Below are 17,319 nucleotides of genomic sequence, written 5' to 3' on the forward strand. Positions count from 1 at the left end.
GGTGATGATCAATGGCGGGCCGAGCGGCCACTCCCGAAGTGATCTGGGCGCGCCCCGAGCGTGCGGGCCGCGGCCCCAAGCCCGCGTACAACAGGGCCGACATCGCGGCGGCGGCCGTCCGCATCGCCGACGCGGACGGCATCGACGCGGTGTCCATGCGGCGGGTGGCGGGTGCGCTGGGCTGCGGCACGATGTCGCTGTACAACTACGTGCCCCGCAAGGAGGACCTGTACGAGCTGATGGTCGACGCGGTCAGCGGGGAGTACGAACTGGCCGAGGACGCCGTGGGCGGCGACTGGCACGCGGGGATGCTCGCCATCGGCCGGCAGACCCGGGCGATCCTGCACCGGCACCCCTGGCTCGTGCGCGTGATGTCGACGGTCTACGGCCTCAGCCCGAACGCGCTGCGCTACCTGGAGCACTGCCTCGGCGTCCTGGAGCGCCTCGACGCGCCCTACGGCACGAAGATGGAGCTCATCGCCCTGGTCAACGGCACGGCCATGACGACCGTGGCCAACGAGATCGCGGCCGCCGAGCGCGCGCGGGGTCTGCCCTGGTCGCCGGAGCAGGAGCAGCAGGTCCGGTCCGCCTACCTGGCCGGGCAGCTCGCGGGCGGCGCGTATCCGCGACTCGCGGGGATGGTGGCGCAGGCGCCGCCGCCCGGCGACGCGGACGAGAGCTTCGAGCGGGCGCTGCGCAGGCTCCTCGACTCTTTCCGCCCGGGAGCCTGATTCCGGGAACGATTCCGGGAGCCTGACTCCGGGAGCCCGGAGGTCAGAGCAGGGCGAACTGGCCGTCCGGGCCCTCTTCGTGGTGGTCGAGGACGGATGCGGGCCGCCGTGCGGCGTCGGGTACGGGCAGGATGCCCGCGTCGTGCAGCGCGGCGGCCCCGATGGCCTCGTCCCCCAAGAACGACGCCAACTCCTCCTGCTCGGGGGAGAGTTCCGCGAGCAGGGCGAGCACCGTGATGAGTTCGAGGAGTTCGGACGTCCACGTCTGGGGCCACGTCGTGGGGCGGATCGCCTCCAGCGTGCCCGCCTCGGCCGCCTCCGTGCGCAGCGCGAACCAGCGCTCGACGACGCGCACCCCGCTCACCCCGTACTCCCACGCCTCCCTCGGCACCGGCGAGATGACGCCCTCGTCACCGACGTGGAGGATCTCCTCCTCCACGTCGTACGACAGGGCGGCCGGCCGGGCGGGCAGCGGTGCCCGGACGTACGGCCTGCGGCCGCCGGGCAGCTTCGGACGCTCGCCGTTGCCGCGCAGGTGAAGCCGGAGGAGCCGCCTGCCGAGCGCCACGCCCCGCGTCCAGACGTCGGCGTCGCGGGTGAGCGGCACCCGGCAGCCCGCAGCGGAACCGGTGCCGACGGCGAGGACCCATGCCAGCAGGTCGCGTGCGCCGACCTCCTGGCCGCCGAGGACGTCCGAGAGGTGGGCGAGCAGGCCCGGCGCCACGTTGGGCTCGTGGCCGCCGGGGCGCCGGAACAGCGGCCGTATCCGCCCCGGGCGCCCCGCGGGGGAGCGGCCGTCCGGGAGGACGCCGGACGCGAGGACGGCGGGTCCCGGGGCCCCGGGAACGTACCCTTGCTCGACGGCGAACAGCTGGCCCTCGCCCGCCACCCGCCACAGCTCGGGGCGGGCGACGTCGATGAGGCGGTGGTCGGGGATCAGCCACTGCTCGTCGAACGGGCCGTGCAGGACGCGCACGGGTTCGGGGCAGGGCCCTGTCTCCCTGGCCAGGCGGCCCGTCGCGCCGCCGTGGCCGGGCAGCTGGGCGACCGCGGTGTGCAGGGTGCGGGCACGGGTGGGGCGGAACAGGGCCTCGCGGTCCGGCCCCTCGGCGCGGACGAAGGCGGTCCAACGGGCCCGCAGGGAAGCCGGATCCGGGCCCATCGGCCACCCCCGGCCCGGCCGGAGCGGTGCGACGGACCACGGCATGAGGTCCGCGAGCAGCGGCGCTTCGTCGTGCGTCACGCCCGGCATCGTACGACGTGGCCGCCCGGTCCCGTCACGTCGCGTCGAGCGTGACCGAGAACGAGAAGCGGTCGCCGCGGTAGTGGATGCGGGCCACGTCCAGCGTGCGGCCCTCCTCGTCGTAGGTGACGCCGGTGTAGTGCAGGATCGGGCTGAGCAGCGGCACTTCGAGGAGCCGCGCGGTCTCCGGGTCGGCGAGCGTGGCCTCGACGGTGTCCGTGATGCGGCTGATGCGGACGCCCACCACGTCGCGCAGGACCTTCGTCATGGGCCAGCGCACGAGGTCGTCCAGGTCGATGCGGGACGCCAGTTCGGGCCGGACGTAGTTGCGGGCGTGGTTGGTGGGCTCGCCCGTCTTCTCGTCGCAGCGCAGCCGATGGTACGTCGCGACCTCCGAGGAATCCGGGAAGTGCCCGACGAGGTCGGCGGGGGGCGGGGCGGCACCGTGGTCGAGGAGGCGGGTGGTCATGCCCGACTGCTGGGCCACGATCGCGTCGACCGAGCCGAGCAGGCGGACGGGGGCGCCGCGCCGCGCGCTCGGCTCGATGAAGGTGCCGCGCCGCCGGTGGCGGGTGATCAGCCCCTCGTCCTCCAGCTCCTTGAGCGCCTGTCGCATGGTCAGCACGCTCACCCCGTAATGCCCCGCCAGCTGCTCCTCGGTGGGCAGCCGGAGCGGGGCATCGGGGGAGCGGCCCAGTATCGAGGCACGCAGGGACTGCGACACCTGATACCAGAGCGGAAGCTTCCGATTCAGGACGATCGAGTCCGGGGCGAAAGCGGTCACAATCTCTCCGAATCAGGTGGTGTCGCGTCAGTTGCGGAAGTGACGCTCCAGACCCTGCCACACGTCGTCGTAGCCGCGCTGCAGGTGGGACGCCCCGGCCGCCTGTTCCGTCGCCGTCACCGGCCACCGCGTCTCGAACATGAAGGCGAGGCCGTCGTCGATCTTCTGCGGCTTCAGCTCGGCGGCGGACGCCTTCTCGAACGTCCCGCGGTCCGGGCCGTGCGCCGACATCATGTTGTGCAGCGAGCCGCCGCCGGGGACGAAACCTTCCGCCTTCGCGTCGTACGCGCCCTCGATCAGGCCCATGTACTCGCTCATCACGTTCCGGTGGAAGTAGGGCGGACGGAAGGTGTCCTCGCCCACCAGCCAGCGCGGCGCGAACACCACGAAGTCGACGCCCGCGAGGCCCGGGGTGTCGGACGGCGAGGTGAGCACGGTGAAGATCGACGGGTCCGGGTGGTCGTAGCTGATCGAGCCGATCACGTTGAAGCGGTGCAGGTCGTAGACGTACGGGACGTGGTTGCCGTGCCAGGCGACCACGTCGAGCGGCGAGTGGTCGTAGGTGGCGCGCCACAGGTTGCCGCAGAACTTGTTCACCACCTCGACCGGGCCCTCGACGTCCTCGTACGCGGCCACGGGCGCCCGGAAGTCGCGCGCGTTGGCGAGGCCGTTGGCGCCGATCGGGCCGAGGTCGGGGAGCTGGAACGGGGCGCCGTAGTTCTCGCACACGTACCCGCGGGCGGTCTCGTCGAGGAGCTCCACGCGGAAGCGGACGCCGCGCGGGATCAGCGCGACCTCGCCGGGCTCGGCGTGCAGCAGCCCGAACTCGGTGCGCAGGAGCAGCCCGCCGCGCTCGGGCACGATGAGCAGTTCACCGTCCGCGTCGCTGAACACCCTCTGCCGCATCGAGGAGTTGGCGTGGTAGAGGTGGATGCCCATGCCGGTGCGCTGGGTCGCGTCGCCGTTGCCGCCCAGCGTCCACAGGCCCGCCAGGAAGTCCGTGCCGGGCGCGGGATCGGGGAGCGGGTTCCAGCGCAGCCGGTTCGGGTCGGGCACCGACTCGGTGAAGGGGGCCGTGCGGAGCGCGCCGTTGTCGGCGCGGGTGAACCGCGGGTGCGCGGCCGAGGGGCGGATGCGGTACAGCCACGAGCGGCGGTTGTGCGCGCGGGGCTCGGTGAAGGCGCTGCCGCTCAGCTGCTCGGCGTAGAGGCCGAGGGGAGCGCGCTGCGGGGAGTTGCGGCCGTGCGGCAGGGCGCCGGGCACGGCTTCGGAGCTGTGTTCGTTGCCGAAGCCGGAGAGGTAGGTGAGCCCCTCGGCGGTCTTGCGTGCGTCGTACGCGCCCGTTCCGTTCGCATCCGCGCGGTCCGCGTCGCCTGCGTGGTCCCCACTCATCACACCGCTCCCTCATCAGTGATTCCTATGGGACACCGTAGGATTCGCTTTTTCCTTCCGCAAGAGGAAGCGGGAATGTGAGCGATGCTCTACTCTCCCGGAATGCCCCACCGGAACTCGCCCGAAGGCCACCCGGACCCGCCCCAGGACCCGCGCCCCGGCCCCCGCCCCCCGTCCTCCATGCGCCGCCTCCCCGTGCAGGAGCGCAGCGCGGAGCGCCTGACACGGATCCTCGACGCCTGCGCCGCCGTCCTGGACGAGACCGGCTACGACGGCCTCACCACCCGCGCCGTCGCCCAGCGCGCCGGCGTCCCCATCGGCTCGGTCTACCGCTTCTTCGGCAACAAGCGAGCGCTCACGGACGCGCTGGCCCACCGCAACCTGGACGCGTACGCGGAACGGGTGGCGGCCCGCGTCACCGGCATCGAGCACGGCGACTGGCGCGGCGCCGTCGACGCGGCGTTCGACGAGTACCTGGTGATGATGCGCACCGTCCCCGGCTTCGGCCTGGTCGACTTCGGCGTCCCCTCCGCACCGGACGCCATGCCGGACGCCAACTCCCAGGTCGCCGACCGGGTGGCCGCCCTCCTCGCCCTCCACCTGAACCGCCCCCTGGACGCGGCCCTGCGCCGCACCATCCTCGTCGGCGTCGAGGCGGTCGACGCGGTCCTCCAACTGGCCTTCCGCGCCGACCCGACGGGTGACCCGGCACTCGTCGACGAGGCGCGGATCCTGCTGCACGCCTACTTCGCGCGGTCCCTGGACTGAGAGGGGGTCCCGGCCCACGCCCGTGACCAGGAGTTTTGCGCTTATTGCTCGCGCGTCAACATCTTGTTAACGCTGGATAGCGAGTCCTAACGTCGTCCGGACCGCCAGACCTGGTGGGAGTTCGATGGTGAACGTTAGGTAGCCCCCATGCTGACAATCCTCGGATTCGTCATGATCGCCACCTTCCTGGTGCTGATCATGATGAAGAAGATGTCGCCGATCGCGGCACTGGTGCTGATCCCCGCGCTCTTCTGCGTGTTCGTAGGAAAGGGAGCCCATCTCGGGGACTACGTCCTCGAAGGCGTCGGCAATCTGGCGCCCACGGCGGCCATGCTCATGTTCGCCATCGTGTACTTCGGCGTCATGATCGACGTCGGCCTCTTCGACCCGATCGTCCGGGGCATCCTGCGCTTCTGCAAGGCGGACCCGGTGCGCATCGTCGTCGGCACCGCCGTGCTCGCCGCGATCGTCTCGCTCGACGGCGACGGCTCGACGACCTTCATGATCACGGTCTCGGCGATGTATCCGCTGTACAAGCGCCTCAAGATGAGCCTCGTCGTGATGACGGGCGTCGCCGCGACCGCCAACGGCGTCATGAACACGCTGCCCTGGGGCGGCCCGACGGCCCGCGCCGCGACCGCGCTCAAGGTCGACGCCTCCGACATCTTCGTGCCGATGATCCCGGCGCTCGGCATGGGGCTCGTCGCCGTCTTCGTCCTCGCGTACGCACTGGGTCTGCGCGAGCGCAAGCGGCTCGGCGTGCTGTCGCTGGACGAGGTCCTGGAGAGGGAGACGGCCGACGAGACCGTTCTCGTCGGCGCCGGGGGCGACGGCGACAGCCGTACGTCGCTCACGAAGAAGGCCACCGGGGGCGCGGGCGACGGCACGGACGCGGACGCACCCGAGAGCGAGGGGGCGACCGGAGGCGACGACGACGGGTTCCAGGGGCTCGACCCGAACCGGCCCACCCTGCGCCCCAAGCTCTACTGGTTCAACGCGGCCCTCACCATCCTGCTGCTCACCGCCATGATCATGGAGTGGCTGCCGATCCCGGTCCTCTTCCTGCTCGGCGCCGCGCTCGCCCTCACCGTCAACTTCCCGCACATGCCCGACCAGAAGGCGCGCATCGGCGCCCACGCCGAGAACGTCCTCAACGTCACCGGCATGGTCTTCGCCGCCGCCGTGTTCACCGGGGTGCTCCAGGGCACCGGCATGGTCGACCACATGGCCGACTGGCTCGTCGACGCCATCCCCGAGGGCATGGGACCGCAGATGGGCCTCGTCACCGGGCTGCTCTCCATCCCGCTCACCTACTTCATGTCCAACGACGGCTTCTACTTCGGCGTCCTGCCGGTCCTCGCCGAGGCAGGCCAGGCGCACGGCGTCGGCACCCTGGAGATCGCCCGCGCCTCCATCGCGGGCCAGGCCCTGCACATGTCGAGCCCGCTCGTGCCCGCCGTGTACGTCCTCGTCGGCATGGCCAAGGTCGAGTTCGGCGACCACACCAAGTTCACCGTCAAGTGGGCCGTGCTCACCTCGCTGGTCGTGCTCGGCGCCGGAATCCTCTTCGGCATCATCTGATGTCGAATGCCGCATCGTCGGGGTCCTGGCCCGGTGGCAGGGGCTGGCTGCTCCGTCTCGTCATCGCCTTCAGCTTCGCGCAGGGGGCGGTGTCGATGGCGCGGCCCGCCGTCTCCTACCGGGCCCTCGCCCTTGGCGCCGACGAGCGCGCCATCGGCGTCATCGCGGGCGTCTACGCCCTGCTGCCGCTCTTCGCGGCCGTACCGCTCGGGCGCAGGACGGACCACGGCCGGTGCGCGCCGCTGCTGCCCGTCGGTGTCGTGCTCATCTCCGGGGGCTGCGCCCTCAGCGGCGTCGCGGACTCGCTCGCCGCGATGGCGGCCTGGAGCGGCGTGATGGGGCTCGGCCATCTCTGCTTCGTGATCGGCGCGCAGTCGATCGTCGCCCGGCAGTCCGCGCCCGCCGAACAGGACCGCAACTTCGGACACTTCACCATCGGCGCCTCCCTCGGCCAGCTGATCGGACCGATCGCCGCCGGAGCGCTGATCGGTGGCGACATGGACCGCACCAGCGCGCTCGCCCTCCTCGTCTCGGCGGCGGTCGCCGCGGTCTCCCTCGGCTCGCTGTGGCGCATCGAGCACAAGCGGCCGCGGTCCGCCGCCCCGGCACGTGCCGGCCGCGTGCCGGTCCTCGGCATCCTGCGCACCCGGGGCGTGCCCGCGGGCATCTTCATCAGCCTCGCCGTGCTCTCCGCGACGGACATCCTCACGGCCTACCTGCCGGTGGTCGGCGAACACCGGGGCATCGCGCCCGCCACGGTGGGGCTGCTCCTGTCCCTGCGGGCGGCGGCGACCATCGCCTGCCGCCTGGTGATGACGCCGCTCATCCGGCTCCTGGGCAGGACGGCCCTGCTGACCGTCACCTGTCTCCTTGCCGGGCTGCTCTGCGCGGGCATCGCGCTGCCCCTGCCGGTGTGGGGCCTCGCGCTGGTGCTCGCGGTGCTCGGCTTCTGTCTCGGCGTCGGTCAGCCGCTCTCCATGACGACCGTCGTCCAGGCGGCACCGGACGGCGCGCGCTCCACGGCGCTCGCGCTGCGGCTCACCGGCAACCGGCTCGGGCAGGTCGCGGCGCCCGCGGCGGCGGGCCTGATCGCGGGGGTCGCGGGGGTGGCGGCCCCGTTCGTGATGCTGGGCGGGCTGCTGTTCGCGGCGGCGGCGCTGGGCGTACGGAAGCGCCCCGGAGGCGGCGCCGAATGCCCCCGGGGCACTGCTGACCGTACTGAGCGCAGACTTACTGGACGATCTTGAGCAGCTTGTTCGGCGAACCCGAGCCGGGGCTGGTCACCACGTTCGGCGTGGCACCGTTCACCAGCGCCGAGGAGACCTGCGCGGGCGTGGCCGAGGTGTGGCCGGCCAGGTAGACGGCCGCGGCGCCCGCGACGTGCGGGGTGGCCATCGACGTACCGGAGATGGTGTTGGTCGCCGTGTCGCCGGTGTTCCAGCCCGCCTTGATGTTCACGCCGGGCGCGAAGATGTCCAGGACCGAGCCGTAGTTGGAGAAGCTGGCGCGGGCGTCCGTGTTGCTGGTGGCGCCGACCGTGATCGCCGCCGGGACACGGGCGGGCGAGGTGTTGGCGGCGTTGGTGTTGGCGTTGCCCGCCGCGACCGCGTAGGAGACGCCGTCGGCGATGGACTTCTGCACCGCGTTGTCGAGCGTGGTGGACGCGCCGCCGCCGAGCGACATGTTGGCCACGGCGGGGGCACCCGCGGCGTGGTTGCTCGTCACCCAGTCGATGCCCGCGACGACACCGGCGGTGGTGCCCGAGCCGTTGTTGTCGAGGACGCGGACGGCCACGATCTTGGCCTTCTTCGCGACGCCGTACGTCTTGCCCGCGATGGTCGTGGCGACGTGCGTGCCGTGACCGTTGCCGTCCTGGGCGGTGTTGTCGCCGTCGACGGCGTCGTAGCCGTTCACCGCGCGGCCGCTGATCTCGGAGTGCGTGATGCGCACGCCGGTGTCGATGACGTACGCGGTGACGCCGGACCCGGCGCTGTCCGGGTAGGTGTAGGTGCCGGACAGCGGCAGCTTCGCCTGGTCGATGCGGTCCAGGCCCCAGGGGGCGTTGGACTGGGTCGCGTCGACGCGGAGTCTCTGGTTCTGCTCGACCGAGGCGACCGCGGGGTCGGCGGCGAGTCTCCTCGCCTCCGCCGCGCTCAGCTTCGCGGAGTAGCCGTTCAGCGCGGACTTGAAGGTCTTCTGCACCGAGCCGCCGTACTCGGCTATGAGGTCCTTGCCCTGGCTCGTGGCGGCCTTGAGGCCGGAGCCCTCCTTCAGCGTGACGAGGTAGCTGCCCTTGACCGCGTCGGCGGAACCCGCCGCGATCACGTGGCCCTCGGCGGGCGCGGCCTGGGCGGGCAGGGTGGTGACCGCACCGAGGACGGCGGCGGCGGTGGCGGTCGAGATCGCGGCGGCGATCACGGTCTTCTTGCTGCGAAGCATGGCCATTACGAGGGAGTCCTCCTCATAGGCGGCGTGCCCGGGGTGGGGCTACGCGACTGTGGGGGGTGCGCGCGGGGATCGCACACACAGATGGGAGCGGTGTGTGCCGCTCCCGTCGCGAGCAGTAGCGTGGCCGCTCCACCCGTACGGAGCAAGAGAGTTGACGCCTTGTCATGCCACTTTCATGTTTCTGAAATCGAATACGGGCTGAATGGGTGGGGTGTGTCCGGAAAACAGATCGCGGCGGCGCGGGGTGCGTGTGCCGCGCACGCACCCCGTCATGTCCGCTGAGCGGACAAAGCGCTGGTGGGAGGCCTTGCGCGGTTCTTGAGGCGGACTGGAGCCGGGGTCGGGGTGGGCTTGAGTGCGTCGCGGGGCGGGCGTCGGGCGGGGGCGCGGGTGCGGGGCAAGCGGAATGGCGCGGGGCGCCGGGGGAGGGGATCAAGCGGAATGGTGCGGGGCCTCACGCGGCGTGGTGCACGGCGTGGTTGAGTCGGCTTCGGTGTCGGCTTCGGCTTGGTGGGGCGTCGTCCGAAGAAGGGCTCGGGTGCCCTCCGTACAGGCCTCCCGCAGGGCGTCGTACTCCGCGGGCGTCAGCTGCGTCCGTGCGGAGCCGCGGCGGCTGTGGTCGAGTCCGTCGCACGCGCTCTTCAGCCAGCCCGGGTCCGGCTCGATCCCGACGAACGCGGCTAGCCGGGCGAGTTCGTCGTGCGGGGCGTCGAGCAGATCCTCGTAGCCGAGCGTCATGCGCTGACCCGGCGGCACGCCGTCGAGGAAACGTACGCCCTGGACGACGAGTTCGGACCACAGGTCGCCGAACGGACGCACGGGGAAGGCGCGGTCCCGCACGAGAGCGGGGTCGAAGCGCTCGCCGAGCAGCGGCGCGAGCTCCGGCGGCAGGGAGCGCACCTGCTCCTCCGTGAGGTCGCCGAGGCTCTCGACGCCCGTCCGCTCCGCGATCTCCCGCAGCAGGGTGATCACGCGGTACCCGGAGTGGCGGCTCATGGAGAGCGCGCAGTCCGGCCCGTCCCGGAAGAGGTGCACGAACTTCGCGTACGGGAAGGCGGTGCGCAGCCGGGGCGCCCACCCCGTCGAGTACCCGGAGCGCTCCACGACGGCGGAGCGGCCGAACCGGGCGGCGAGGAGGTCGAACAGCGCCTCGTGGTGCGCGGCGGCGGCGCGGACCGGCCACTCGACGACCGCCGCGCGGACCTCGTCGAGCAGGCCGTCGGGGTCGTCCGTGAGGTGGGGCAGCACCATGAGGGAGAGGGCGGGGATGCCGGTGGTATCGGGGGCGTACCGGCCGCCGGGCGTGCGGGTGTAGAGGAACTCCGGCATCGGCACGCCGCTGCGGAGCATGCCCGCGAAGTACGAGGTGGGGCGGAAGAGGGTCTCCCAGAACTCCGCGCCCGACAGCACGCCTTCGGGAAAGGCCGCGTCGCCGACGGAGGCCATGTACTCGTTGAGGCTGAGCACGTCGGGGTGGCTGTTGAGGATGCGGGACAGCGCGGTGGAGCCGCTGCGGCCGGTGCCGATGACGAAGGTCAGATTGCGCAAGGTCACTCTCCGGGGGTGGGGCGGGTCGGGCCGGATGGGCTGGAGGTGGCGGCCCGGGGGGTGCCGGACCGACGGTGATGGGTCGACTGTGCCGGGCCGACTGCGCCGGTTCGGGTGTACCGGCCAGGCATGTCGACCCTGTACACCTCAGCACAGCGCGGCGACCGGTGTCCCGGGACCGGCAGGAGTTGGCTGCGCGCCTGCCGTCTTCACAGGGGCGGGCAGAGGATGACGGCGTCGGCCCTGGGTCGGTATTCGATACCGGGGTACTGAGGGAGTTCGGCCTGCCGAGGGTCGCTGCCGCTTTCAGCGTTCCGCGGTCACCAGGACGCCCTTTGCGTGCTCATGACTGAGTGAATGGATTCCGCTTACCCGTGACGGCTACTGTTTGCCGTTGGCTTATGCACATCGCAACGCGCAGTATCGGGACGTATCGGGGGACACGCGACCGTGGGGGACCTGGGCAAGGACTCGGAGTCGATAGCGAAGGCGGCGCCGCTGCTGCGCAAGGCGCCGCATCACATCGCAAAGCCGCTGCGTGATTTCAAGGCGGCCTCGCACGACCTGTCGGCGCTGGGCGCGCTCGGCGCGCTCATGAGCGCGACCGACGACGTGCGCGAGGGCATGGAGACACTCGCCGAGGTGGCGGAGGACCTCGTCGACGAGTGGCACGGCGAGGCGAAGCTGATGACCGACCTCTCCGAGGCGTTCGACGTCCTCGACGTGCTGCTCGAAGCCGCCGCCCGCGGCAAGAAGCAGGGCTGAGCCCGTGGTCGACCTCAACCCTCTGCACTACATCAACAAGTTCAACCACATGGCCGGCGACAACATGGCCAGCATGATGGAGTTCCTCGGGATCTCCGACCCGGCCGTGGACCCTGACGGGGTCCGGGAGATCGCCAAGAAGTGGCGCTCCCTGGCCAAGGCCGTGGACGCCTCCGTCAAGGACGCGGAAGCCGCGCTGCGGGACGTGACCTGGGAAGGCAAAACCGCCACCGCCTTCAACAAGCGGGCCAGGAAAACCCGTTCGCAAGCGACGAGGATGGCGGACTCGCTGCGCGACGGCGCCGATGCCCTGGACAAGTACGCCGACGAAGCACACGAACTGCTCACCGAACTCAACGTCATCATCGTCGAGATCATCGAAGTGGAGATGGCGGGCCTGGCGCTCTCCGTCCTCACCGGAGGCGCCTCCGCGGTCGTCGGGAGCCTCGCGGCGGGCGCGCGCTTCGCGAAGGTCATGGCCCTCATCGGCCGTATCGAACACGCCGGCACCGCGATGGCCCGCACCATCCGCGCGGTCCTGGAGGTCATCCGCGGCCTGCGCCGGGCCCTGAAGGCCCTCAAGGAGATCAAGACGATCGCGCGGATCGGCAAGATGGCGGGCGAGGGCGCGAAGTTCGCCGCGCTGGACACGCTGCTGCAGGATCCGTCCACCTTCAAGGACCCCGGGAAACTGGCGGAGACCCTCGCGCTGGGCGCGGCACTCGGTGTCGGTCTGGGCAGCCTCGGCACGCTGCTCGGCAAGGGCCTCGGCAAACTCAAGCCCAAGGACCTGTCGAAACTGCGCAGTGCCATGAAGCTCAACTGCGCCTCCTTCGAACGGCTTTCCCTCCGCCCCGGCTTCGACAAGCTGCCCGCCTCGGTGCGCAACGCGCTCAAGAAGTTCGTCCGCGACCCGATCGACGTGGCGACCGGCGACATGGCGCTGACCCGCACCGACGTCCGCCTTCCCGGTGTCCTCCCCCTCCTCCTGGAGCGCACCCACGTCTCCTCCTACCGCTACGGCGGCTGGTTCGGCCCGTCCTGGGCCTCCACCCTGGACCAGCGGATCCAGGCGGATGAGGACGGTTTCGTCTATGCCGCCGCCGACGGCGCCCGACTCTGTTTCCCCGTGCCCGACGCGGACACCGGCGAGGCGGTGCGCCCCGAGACGCCGGGCTCACGCCTGACCCTGTCCTGGGCGGACGGATTCGACGGCGCGATATGCGTCACCGATCCCGACAGCGGCCTCGTCCAGGTCTTCCACAGCCCGGTCCCCGCCGCCGCGGGCGAAGCGGTCGACGTCCCGCTCCAGTACGTCCAGGACCGCAACGGCAACCGGATCACCATCGAGTACGACGAGGGCGACATCCCCGTGGCGGTGTCCCACTCCGGCGGCTACCGCATCGCCCTCGACCGTGATGAGAGCGACTCCCGCATCACGTCCCTGCGCCTCCTCGATCCCGCGGAGCCGTCCGCCCCCGGCACGACCCTCCTCACCTTCGGCTACGACGAGTCCGGCCACCTCACCGAGGAGACCAACTCGTCAGGCCTCCCGATGCGTTACACCTACGACCCCGAGGGCCGCATCACCTCCTGGACCGACCGCAACGACACCACGTACTGGTACGAGTACGACACCCACGGCCGTGTGACCGCCACCGGCGGCACAGGCAACGCCCTCGCCTCCACACTCACCTACGAGACCGCGACACGCACCACACGCGTGACGGACTCACTGGGCCATGTCCGCGTCTACGAGCACAACGACGCGTTCCGGCTGATCAGGGAGACGGATCCGTTGGGTCACGTCAGCCACCGCGAGTGGGATGAGGACCACCAGATCCGCTCGGTGACCGATGGCCTCGGCCACGTCACCCGCTACCGCTACGACCGGGACGGCCGGATCATCGGCGTCACGCGCCCGGACGGCCACGAGCTCACCTCTGAGTACAACGAACTGGGACTGCCCACCACCATCACCGGGCCGGCCGGTGATGTCTGGAGTCAGGAGTACGACGAACGCGGGAACCGTGTCGCTGTGACCGATCCGGCCGGCGCCACCACCCGATTCACCTACACATCAGCGGGCTTCCCGGACACCGTGGTCGACGCGCTTGGCAACGTCACGCGTATCCGCTGCGACGCCGCGGGCCTTCCGCTCGTCATCACCGATCCGCTCGGTGCGCGCACGCGGTACGTCCGTGACTCCTTCGGGCTCCCCGTGACCATCACGGACCCCCTGGACCACACGACCCGCCTGGAGTGGACCGTCGAGGGGAAGCCGACACGGCGGACCGCGCCGGACGGCACCGAGGAGATGTGGGTATACGACAGCGAGGGCAACTGCCTCACGCACAGCGACGCCCACGGTTCCGTTACCCGGTACGAATACACGCACTTCGATCTGATCTCGGCCCGCACGGACCCGGACGGCGCCCGGCACGCCTTCCGCTACGACACGGAACTGCGTCTGACTGAAGTCGTCGACCCGCGGAACCTGACGTGGAAATACCATCACGACGCGGCGGGACGCCTGGTCGCCGAGACGGACTTCGACGGCCGTACCCTCTCCTACACCCTGGACGCGGCGGGTCGCCTCATCGCCCGCACCGACGCGCTCGGCCGGACCGTCCGCTTCGAGCGTGACGCCGCGGGCCAGACCGTCCGGAAGACGACCGACGACGGAGTCACCACTTTCACCCATACCGCGACCGGGCGACTGGTCATGGCCGAGAGCCCCGGAGCGTCGCTCCGCCTCGAGCACGACGCGCTGGGCCGCGTCCTTTCCGAGACGGTCAACGGCCTCACCACCCGCTACCAGTACGACGTGCTCGGGCAGCGCACGCACCGCACCACCCCGTCCGGCGCCCACAGCAGGTGGAGCCATGATGCGGCGGGACACGCCGCACAGTTGGACAGCGGCGGCCACACCATCACCTTCACACGTGATGCGGCGGGACAGGAACTGACCCGTGCCATCGACGCCTTCACGACTCTGCACCACACCTTCGACCAACTTGGCCGCCTCACGTCGCAGTCCGTTCTCGACGGCAGCGGGCGCAGCGTCCAGCGACGCGATTTCACGTATCGGCCGGACGGCCACCTGACCGCTCTCGACGATCAGTTGAACGGCGCCGCGCTCTTCACATTCGACCGGGCGGGCCGTGTCACGTCCGTCGATGCTCAGGGCTGGACCGAGCGCTATGCGTATGACACGGCGGGCAACCAGACCGACGCCTCGTGGTCCTCCACCCACCTCGGCCAAGAGGCAACCGGGGAGCGCGTCTACACCGGTACGCGCCTCACCCGCGCCGGACGTGTCCGCTACGCATACGATGCCCTGGGCCGCATCACACTGCGGCAGCGCACCAGGCTGTCCCACAAGCCGGACACCTGGCACTACACGTGGGACGCCGAGGACCGTCTCTCCTGTGTCGTCACACCGGGCGGGCAACGGTGGCGCTATCGGTACGACGCCCTGGGACGCCGCATCGCCAAGCAGCGGATGGGCCCGGACGGCACGACCCCCGTCGAGGAGACCCGTTTCACCTGGGACGGTTCGACTCTCTGCGAACAGACCACCCACGCTTGTGACGGGCGCCTCCCGGTCACACTGACCTGGGACCACGACGGGCTGCGGCCGCTCACTCAGTCCGAGCGCAGGGCGACGGCCGACGTACCCCAGGACAGCGTCGACGCACGGTTCTTCGCCATCGTCACCGACCTGGTCGGCGCCCCGGCGGAACTCGTCGACGAGACGGGTTCGGTCGCCTGGCGCGCCCGCTCCACGCTCTGGGGCAGCACCGCCTGGACAGACGATGCCACGGCCTACACGCCGCTGCGATTTCCCGGCCAGTACTGCGACCCGGAGACCGGCCTCCACTACAACAACCAGCGGTACTACGACCCCGAGGCGGCCCGCTATGTGAGCCCGGACCCCCTGGGGCTCGCCGCCGCCCCCGATCCATCGGCCTACGTCCACAATCCGCACCGCTGGGCCGACCCGCTGGGTCTCGCCCCGGAGTGCACGGTCGACGGCTACCGCAAGCAGACCGACCATCCGCTGAGCCGGCGCATCCACATCGGCGAGGGCGGACAAGTGACCATCACCGGCAAGGGATCGCTCTACGTGAACCTGAGCGGAGACATCCGGCACACCGTCGAATTCCGCGGGGAAGGCGGCCAGATCGTCCAGTTCAAGATCTCGGAGGAATTCCGCGACAAAATCAGGAAGCTGGCAGTTCCGCAGAAACAGCCGGAGGGTCTCGGCTTCACGGATGCGGAATGGAAACAGCTCAAGAAGTTCTACCCCGAGATCTCGGATCCGACCAAGGGGCCGGATCTCTACGGCATCCCCAGCGGCATGCTCGACGAGTTCAGGAGAGAAGTTTCCAAGTATCCTGGACGGGTTGTGCAGGAGGGCTGACGAGGAGACCGGCGACATGATGCATGAGATCGAGGACATCGAGCAGGAGAGGCTCCGCGTCGCCCGGCGGCCCTCCGCCCAGGACGCGCCGCCCGTGCTGTGCTGGTTCGACGTCACACCCACGGTGCCCCTCGGCGCGTACGCGGACCGCATGCGGTCCCTGCTCGACGCGGCGCTGGGTCTTGCCCTCACCGAGGAGTTCGACGACACGCTGCCCGAGGACTCCATCCCCGAATGGTTCGCCGCCGTGTGCGAACCCCTGTCCGCGGATGCGCCGGATTTCGCGCGGAGGGGCAGGGAATCGTACGCCGCCGCAATTCAGGGAGGGCCCTGGAGACTTCAGGGATGGCTTTACGAATTCGACCCCGAGTCGGAGACCCGGGGCTGGGCGTGGTGGGACCTGACGCGCTCGGCGGACGGCACCGCCCAGATCTGGGTCGACACCTGGGGCGAGTCATTCTTCGCCTGTGACGAACTGCGCTGGCTCGCCTACGTCGCGGGCGCCGCCGAAGTGAGCGGCCCGCATCTTGCCAAGGTCGAGAGGTGGCACGAGGCGCTCGTCGGTGACGGCCGCTCCTGAGCGCAGGGTCCCCGGGACGATGAAGTCGTACTGTGTGGTTCTGAACGGCCAAGGCACGTAGGACCAGCGGAACACCCACGCCCAAGAGCATGCGGACGCACACGCAACGCCCCGGGGGCGTATGCCCGCCAGATCGCCGACCTGGAACGCTGACGCCCTTTCACCTCGTGGCCGCTACGGCTTGCGCCCCACCGCCCCGTACGCGTCGACGGTCGTCGTGTCCTCTGTGTCCGGGCGCCAGCGGGTGACCTGGGTGACGCCCGGGGTCAGCAGGTCGAGGCCCTCGAAGAAGCTGCCGACCTCCCCGACGCTGCGTACGTAGTAGGGGATCGCGCCGCTCTTGTTGTACTCGTTCGACGCCGCGATCATTCCCTCGCTGGTGGCCGTGGAGTCGCTGATGACCAGGTAACTCCCGGACGGCAGGCCCGCCATGAGGCGGGACACCAGGTCCCGGGCGTGGTCGAGGTCGGCGACGTGGCCGAGCGTGTTCAGGATGATCAGGGCGACCGGGCGGGACAGGTCGAGGGTCTTGGCCGCCTCGGCCAGGATCGCCTCGGGCTCGTAGAGGTTCGCGTCGATGTACGCCGTCTCACCCTCGGGCGTACTGCTCAGCAGGGCCCGCGCGTGGGCGAGGACCAGCGGGTCGTTGTCGACGTAGACGATGCGCGAGTCCGGAGCGGCCCGCTGCGCCACCTCATGCGTGTTGTCCGCCGTCGGCAGCCCCGTGCCGATGTCCAGGAACTGCCGCACGCCCTGCTCCGTGGCCAGGTGGCTCACCGCGCGGCCCAGGAAGAGGCGGCTCGTGCGCGCCACGTCGACCAGGCCGGGGAAGATCTCCTTGATGTGGTCGCCGAGCTCCCGGTCCTTCTCGTAGTTGTCCTTGCCGCCCACGAAGTAGTTCCAGAAACGCGCGGAGTGCGGCGTACTGGTGTCGATGCGCGCGCGTATGTCGGCGGCTGAGCCGCGCTGGGGGTCACTGTCTGGCACGGGGCCTCCTGGACGATCAAGTGTTCACCGACCAAGTGACAATGTAGACCGCCCCGAGCGTGATTC

The 17,319-nt window shown here is 70.6% G+C and carries 13 protein-coding genes; 7 read left to right on the forward strand and 6 right to left on the reverse strand.

What is annotated here, in order from left to right; translation table 11 throughout:
* Window positions 1–11 precede the first annotated feature (11 nt).
* Window positions 12–731: a TetR/AcrR family transcriptional regulator C-terminal domain-containing protein gene (locus tag DEJ48_RS31235; protein ID WP_150219520.1), complete on the forward strand. Its 720-nt coding sequence runs from the start codon at window positions 12–14 to the stop codon at window positions 729–731.
* Window positions 732–774: 43 nt separating this feature from the next.
* Here the strand turns inward: DEJ48_RS31235 and DEJ48_RS31240 are convergent, their stop codons facing one another.
* From DEJ48_RS31240 to hmgA, 3 genes are read right to left on the reverse strand one after another with little or no spacing between them, the layout of a single operon-like run.
* Complete coding sequence (locus DEJ48_RS31240; protein ID WP_190537703.1) at window positions 775–1,983, reverse strand: type ISP restriction/modification enzyme; 1,209 nt, start codon at window positions 1,981–1,983, stop codon at window positions 775–777.
* Window positions 1,984–2,008: 25 nt separating this feature from the next.
* Window positions 2,009–2,758 (reverse strand): GntR family transcriptional regulator, encoded by a 750-nt coding sequence (locus tag DEJ48_RS31245; RefSeq protein WP_150219522.1) that lies wholly within the window; start codon window positions 2,756–2,758, stop codon window positions 2,009–2,011.
* Window positions 2,759–2,785: 27 nt separating this feature from the next.
* Window positions 2,786–4,150, reverse strand: a complete 1,365-nt coding sequence (gene hmgA / locus DEJ48_RS31250; protein ID WP_150219523.1) for a homogentisate 1,2-dioxygenase — start codon at window positions 4,148–4,150, stop codon at window positions 2,786–2,788.
* 180 nt (window positions 4,151–4,330) lie between these two features.
* Between hmgA and DEJ48_RS31255 the strand changes: the two genes are divergently transcribed.
* The 3 genes from DEJ48_RS31255 to DEJ48_RS31265 all read left to right on the forward strand — a co-directional run bounded on the left by DEJ48_RS31255 (window position 4,331) and on the right by DEJ48_RS31265 (window position 7,746).
* Window positions 4,331–4,918 carry a TetR/AcrR family transcriptional regulator gene (locus DEJ48_RS31255; protein WP_223832533.1) on the forward strand — a complete coding sequence of 196 codons (588 nt, stop codon included), beginning with the start codon at window positions 4,331–4,333 and terminating at the stop codon, window positions 4,916–4,918.
* Window positions 4,919–5,065: 147 nt separating this feature from the next.
* A complete protein-coding gene (locus tag DEJ48_RS31260; RefSeq protein ID WP_150219525.1) occupies window positions 5,066–6,499 on the forward strand; it encodes a CitMHS family transporter in 1,434 nt (477 codons plus the stop codon).
* Entirely contained in the window at window positions 6,499–7,746 is a 1,248-nt protein-coding gene (locus DEJ48_RS31265; protein ID WP_150219526.1) for an MFS transporter, read from the forward strand. The genes DEJ48_RS31260 and DEJ48_RS31265 overlap by 1 nt, the downstream gene beginning before the upstream one ends.
* Here DEJ48_RS31265 and DEJ48_RS31270 read toward each other — a convergent pair.
* Window positions 7,730–8,944, reverse strand: coding sequence for a S8 family peptidase (locus DEJ48_RS31270; protein ID WP_150219527.1), 1,215 nt, complete (start codon window positions 8,942–8,944; stop codon window positions 7,730–7,732). The two genes, DEJ48_RS31265 and DEJ48_RS31270, sit on opposite strands and share 17 nt — an antisense overlap.
* Window positions 8,945–9,379: 435 nt before the next feature.
* Window positions 9,380–10,501 carry a sulfotransferase family protein gene (locus DEJ48_RS31275; RefSeq protein ID WP_223832264.1) on the reverse strand — a complete coding sequence of 374 codons (1,122 nt, stop codon included), beginning with the start codon at window positions 10,499–10,501 and terminating at the stop codon, window positions 9,380–9,382.
* Window positions 10,502–10,945: 444 nt separating this feature from the next.
* Between DEJ48_RS31275 and DEJ48_RS31280 the strand changes: the two genes are divergently transcribed.
* The 3 genes from DEJ48_RS31280 to DEJ48_RS31290 are packed head-to-tail and all read left to right on the forward strand — an operon-like array spanning window position 10,946 to window position 16,266.
* Window positions 10,946–11,260 carry a hypothetical protein gene (locus tag DEJ48_RS31280; RefSeq protein ID WP_150219529.1) on the forward strand — a complete coding sequence of 105 codons (315 nt, stop codon included), beginning with the start codon at window positions 10,946–10,948 and terminating at the stop codon, window positions 11,258–11,260.
* A 4-nt stretch (window positions 11,261–11,264) separates the two neighbouring features.
* Window positions 11,265–15,686 carry a DUF6531 domain-containing protein gene (locus DEJ48_RS31285; protein ID WP_150219530.1) on the forward strand — a complete coding sequence of 1,474 codons (4,422 nt, stop codon included), beginning with the start codon at window positions 11,265–11,267 and terminating at the stop codon, window positions 15,684–15,686.
* A 16-nt stretch (window positions 15,687–15,702) separates the two neighbouring features.
* Window positions 15,703–16,266, forward strand: coding sequence for a hypothetical protein (locus DEJ48_RS31290; protein ID WP_150219531.1), 564 nt, complete (start codon window positions 15,703–15,705; stop codon window positions 16,264–16,266).
* A gap of 174 nt (window positions 16,267–16,440) precedes the next feature.
* Here the strand turns inward: DEJ48_RS31290 and DEJ48_RS31295 are convergent, their stop codons facing one another.
* Entirely contained in the window at window positions 16,441–17,253 is an 813-nt protein-coding gene (locus DEJ48_RS31295; RefSeq protein ID WP_150219532.1) for an SAM-dependent methyltransferase, read from the reverse strand.
* Window positions 17,254–17,319: the final 66 nt, after the last annotated feature.

The sequence above is a fragment of the Streptomyces venezuelae genome (genome assembly GCF_008642315.1).
In the GTDB taxonomy this organism is placed as follows: domain Bacteria; phylum Actinomycetota; class Actinomycetes; order Streptomycetales; family Streptomycetaceae; genus Streptomyces; species Streptomyces venezuelae_D.

Excerpts from the sequence above, each read along its gene's own strand:
- DEJ48_RS31235 (WP_150219520.1), top strand. The coding sequence starts at position 12 with ATGGCGGGCCGAGCGGCCACTCCCGAAGTGATCTGGGCGCGCCCCGAG.
- DEJ48_RS31240 (WP_190537703.1), bottom strand. The coding sequence starts at position 1,983 with ATGCCGGGCGTGACGCACGACGAAGCGCCGCTGCTCGCGGACCTCATG.
- hmgA (WP_150219523.1), bottom strand. The coding sequence starts at position 4,150 with ATGAGTGGGGACCACGCAGGCGACGCGGACCGCGCGGATGCGAACGGA.
- DEJ48_RS31255 (WP_223832533.1), top strand. The coding sequence starts at position 4,331 with ATGCGCCGCCTCCCCGTGCAGGAGCGCAGCGCGGAGCGCCTGACACGG.
- DEJ48_RS31260 (WP_150219525.1), top strand. The coding sequence starts at position 5,066 with ATGCTGACAATCCTCGGATTCGTCATGATCGCCACCTTCCTGGTGCTG.
- DEJ48_RS31265 (WP_150219526.1), top strand. The coding sequence starts at position 6,499 with ATGTCGAATGCCGCATCGTCGGGGTCCTGGCCCGGTGGCAGGGGCTGG.
- DEJ48_RS31270 (WP_150219527.1), bottom strand. The coding sequence starts at position 8,944 with ATGGCCATGCTTCGCAGCAAGAAGACCGTGATCGCCGCCGCGATCTCG.
- DEJ48_RS31290 (WP_150219531.1), top strand. The coding sequence starts at position 15,703 with ATGATGCATGAGATCGAGGACATCGAGCAGGAGAGGCTCCGCGTCGCC.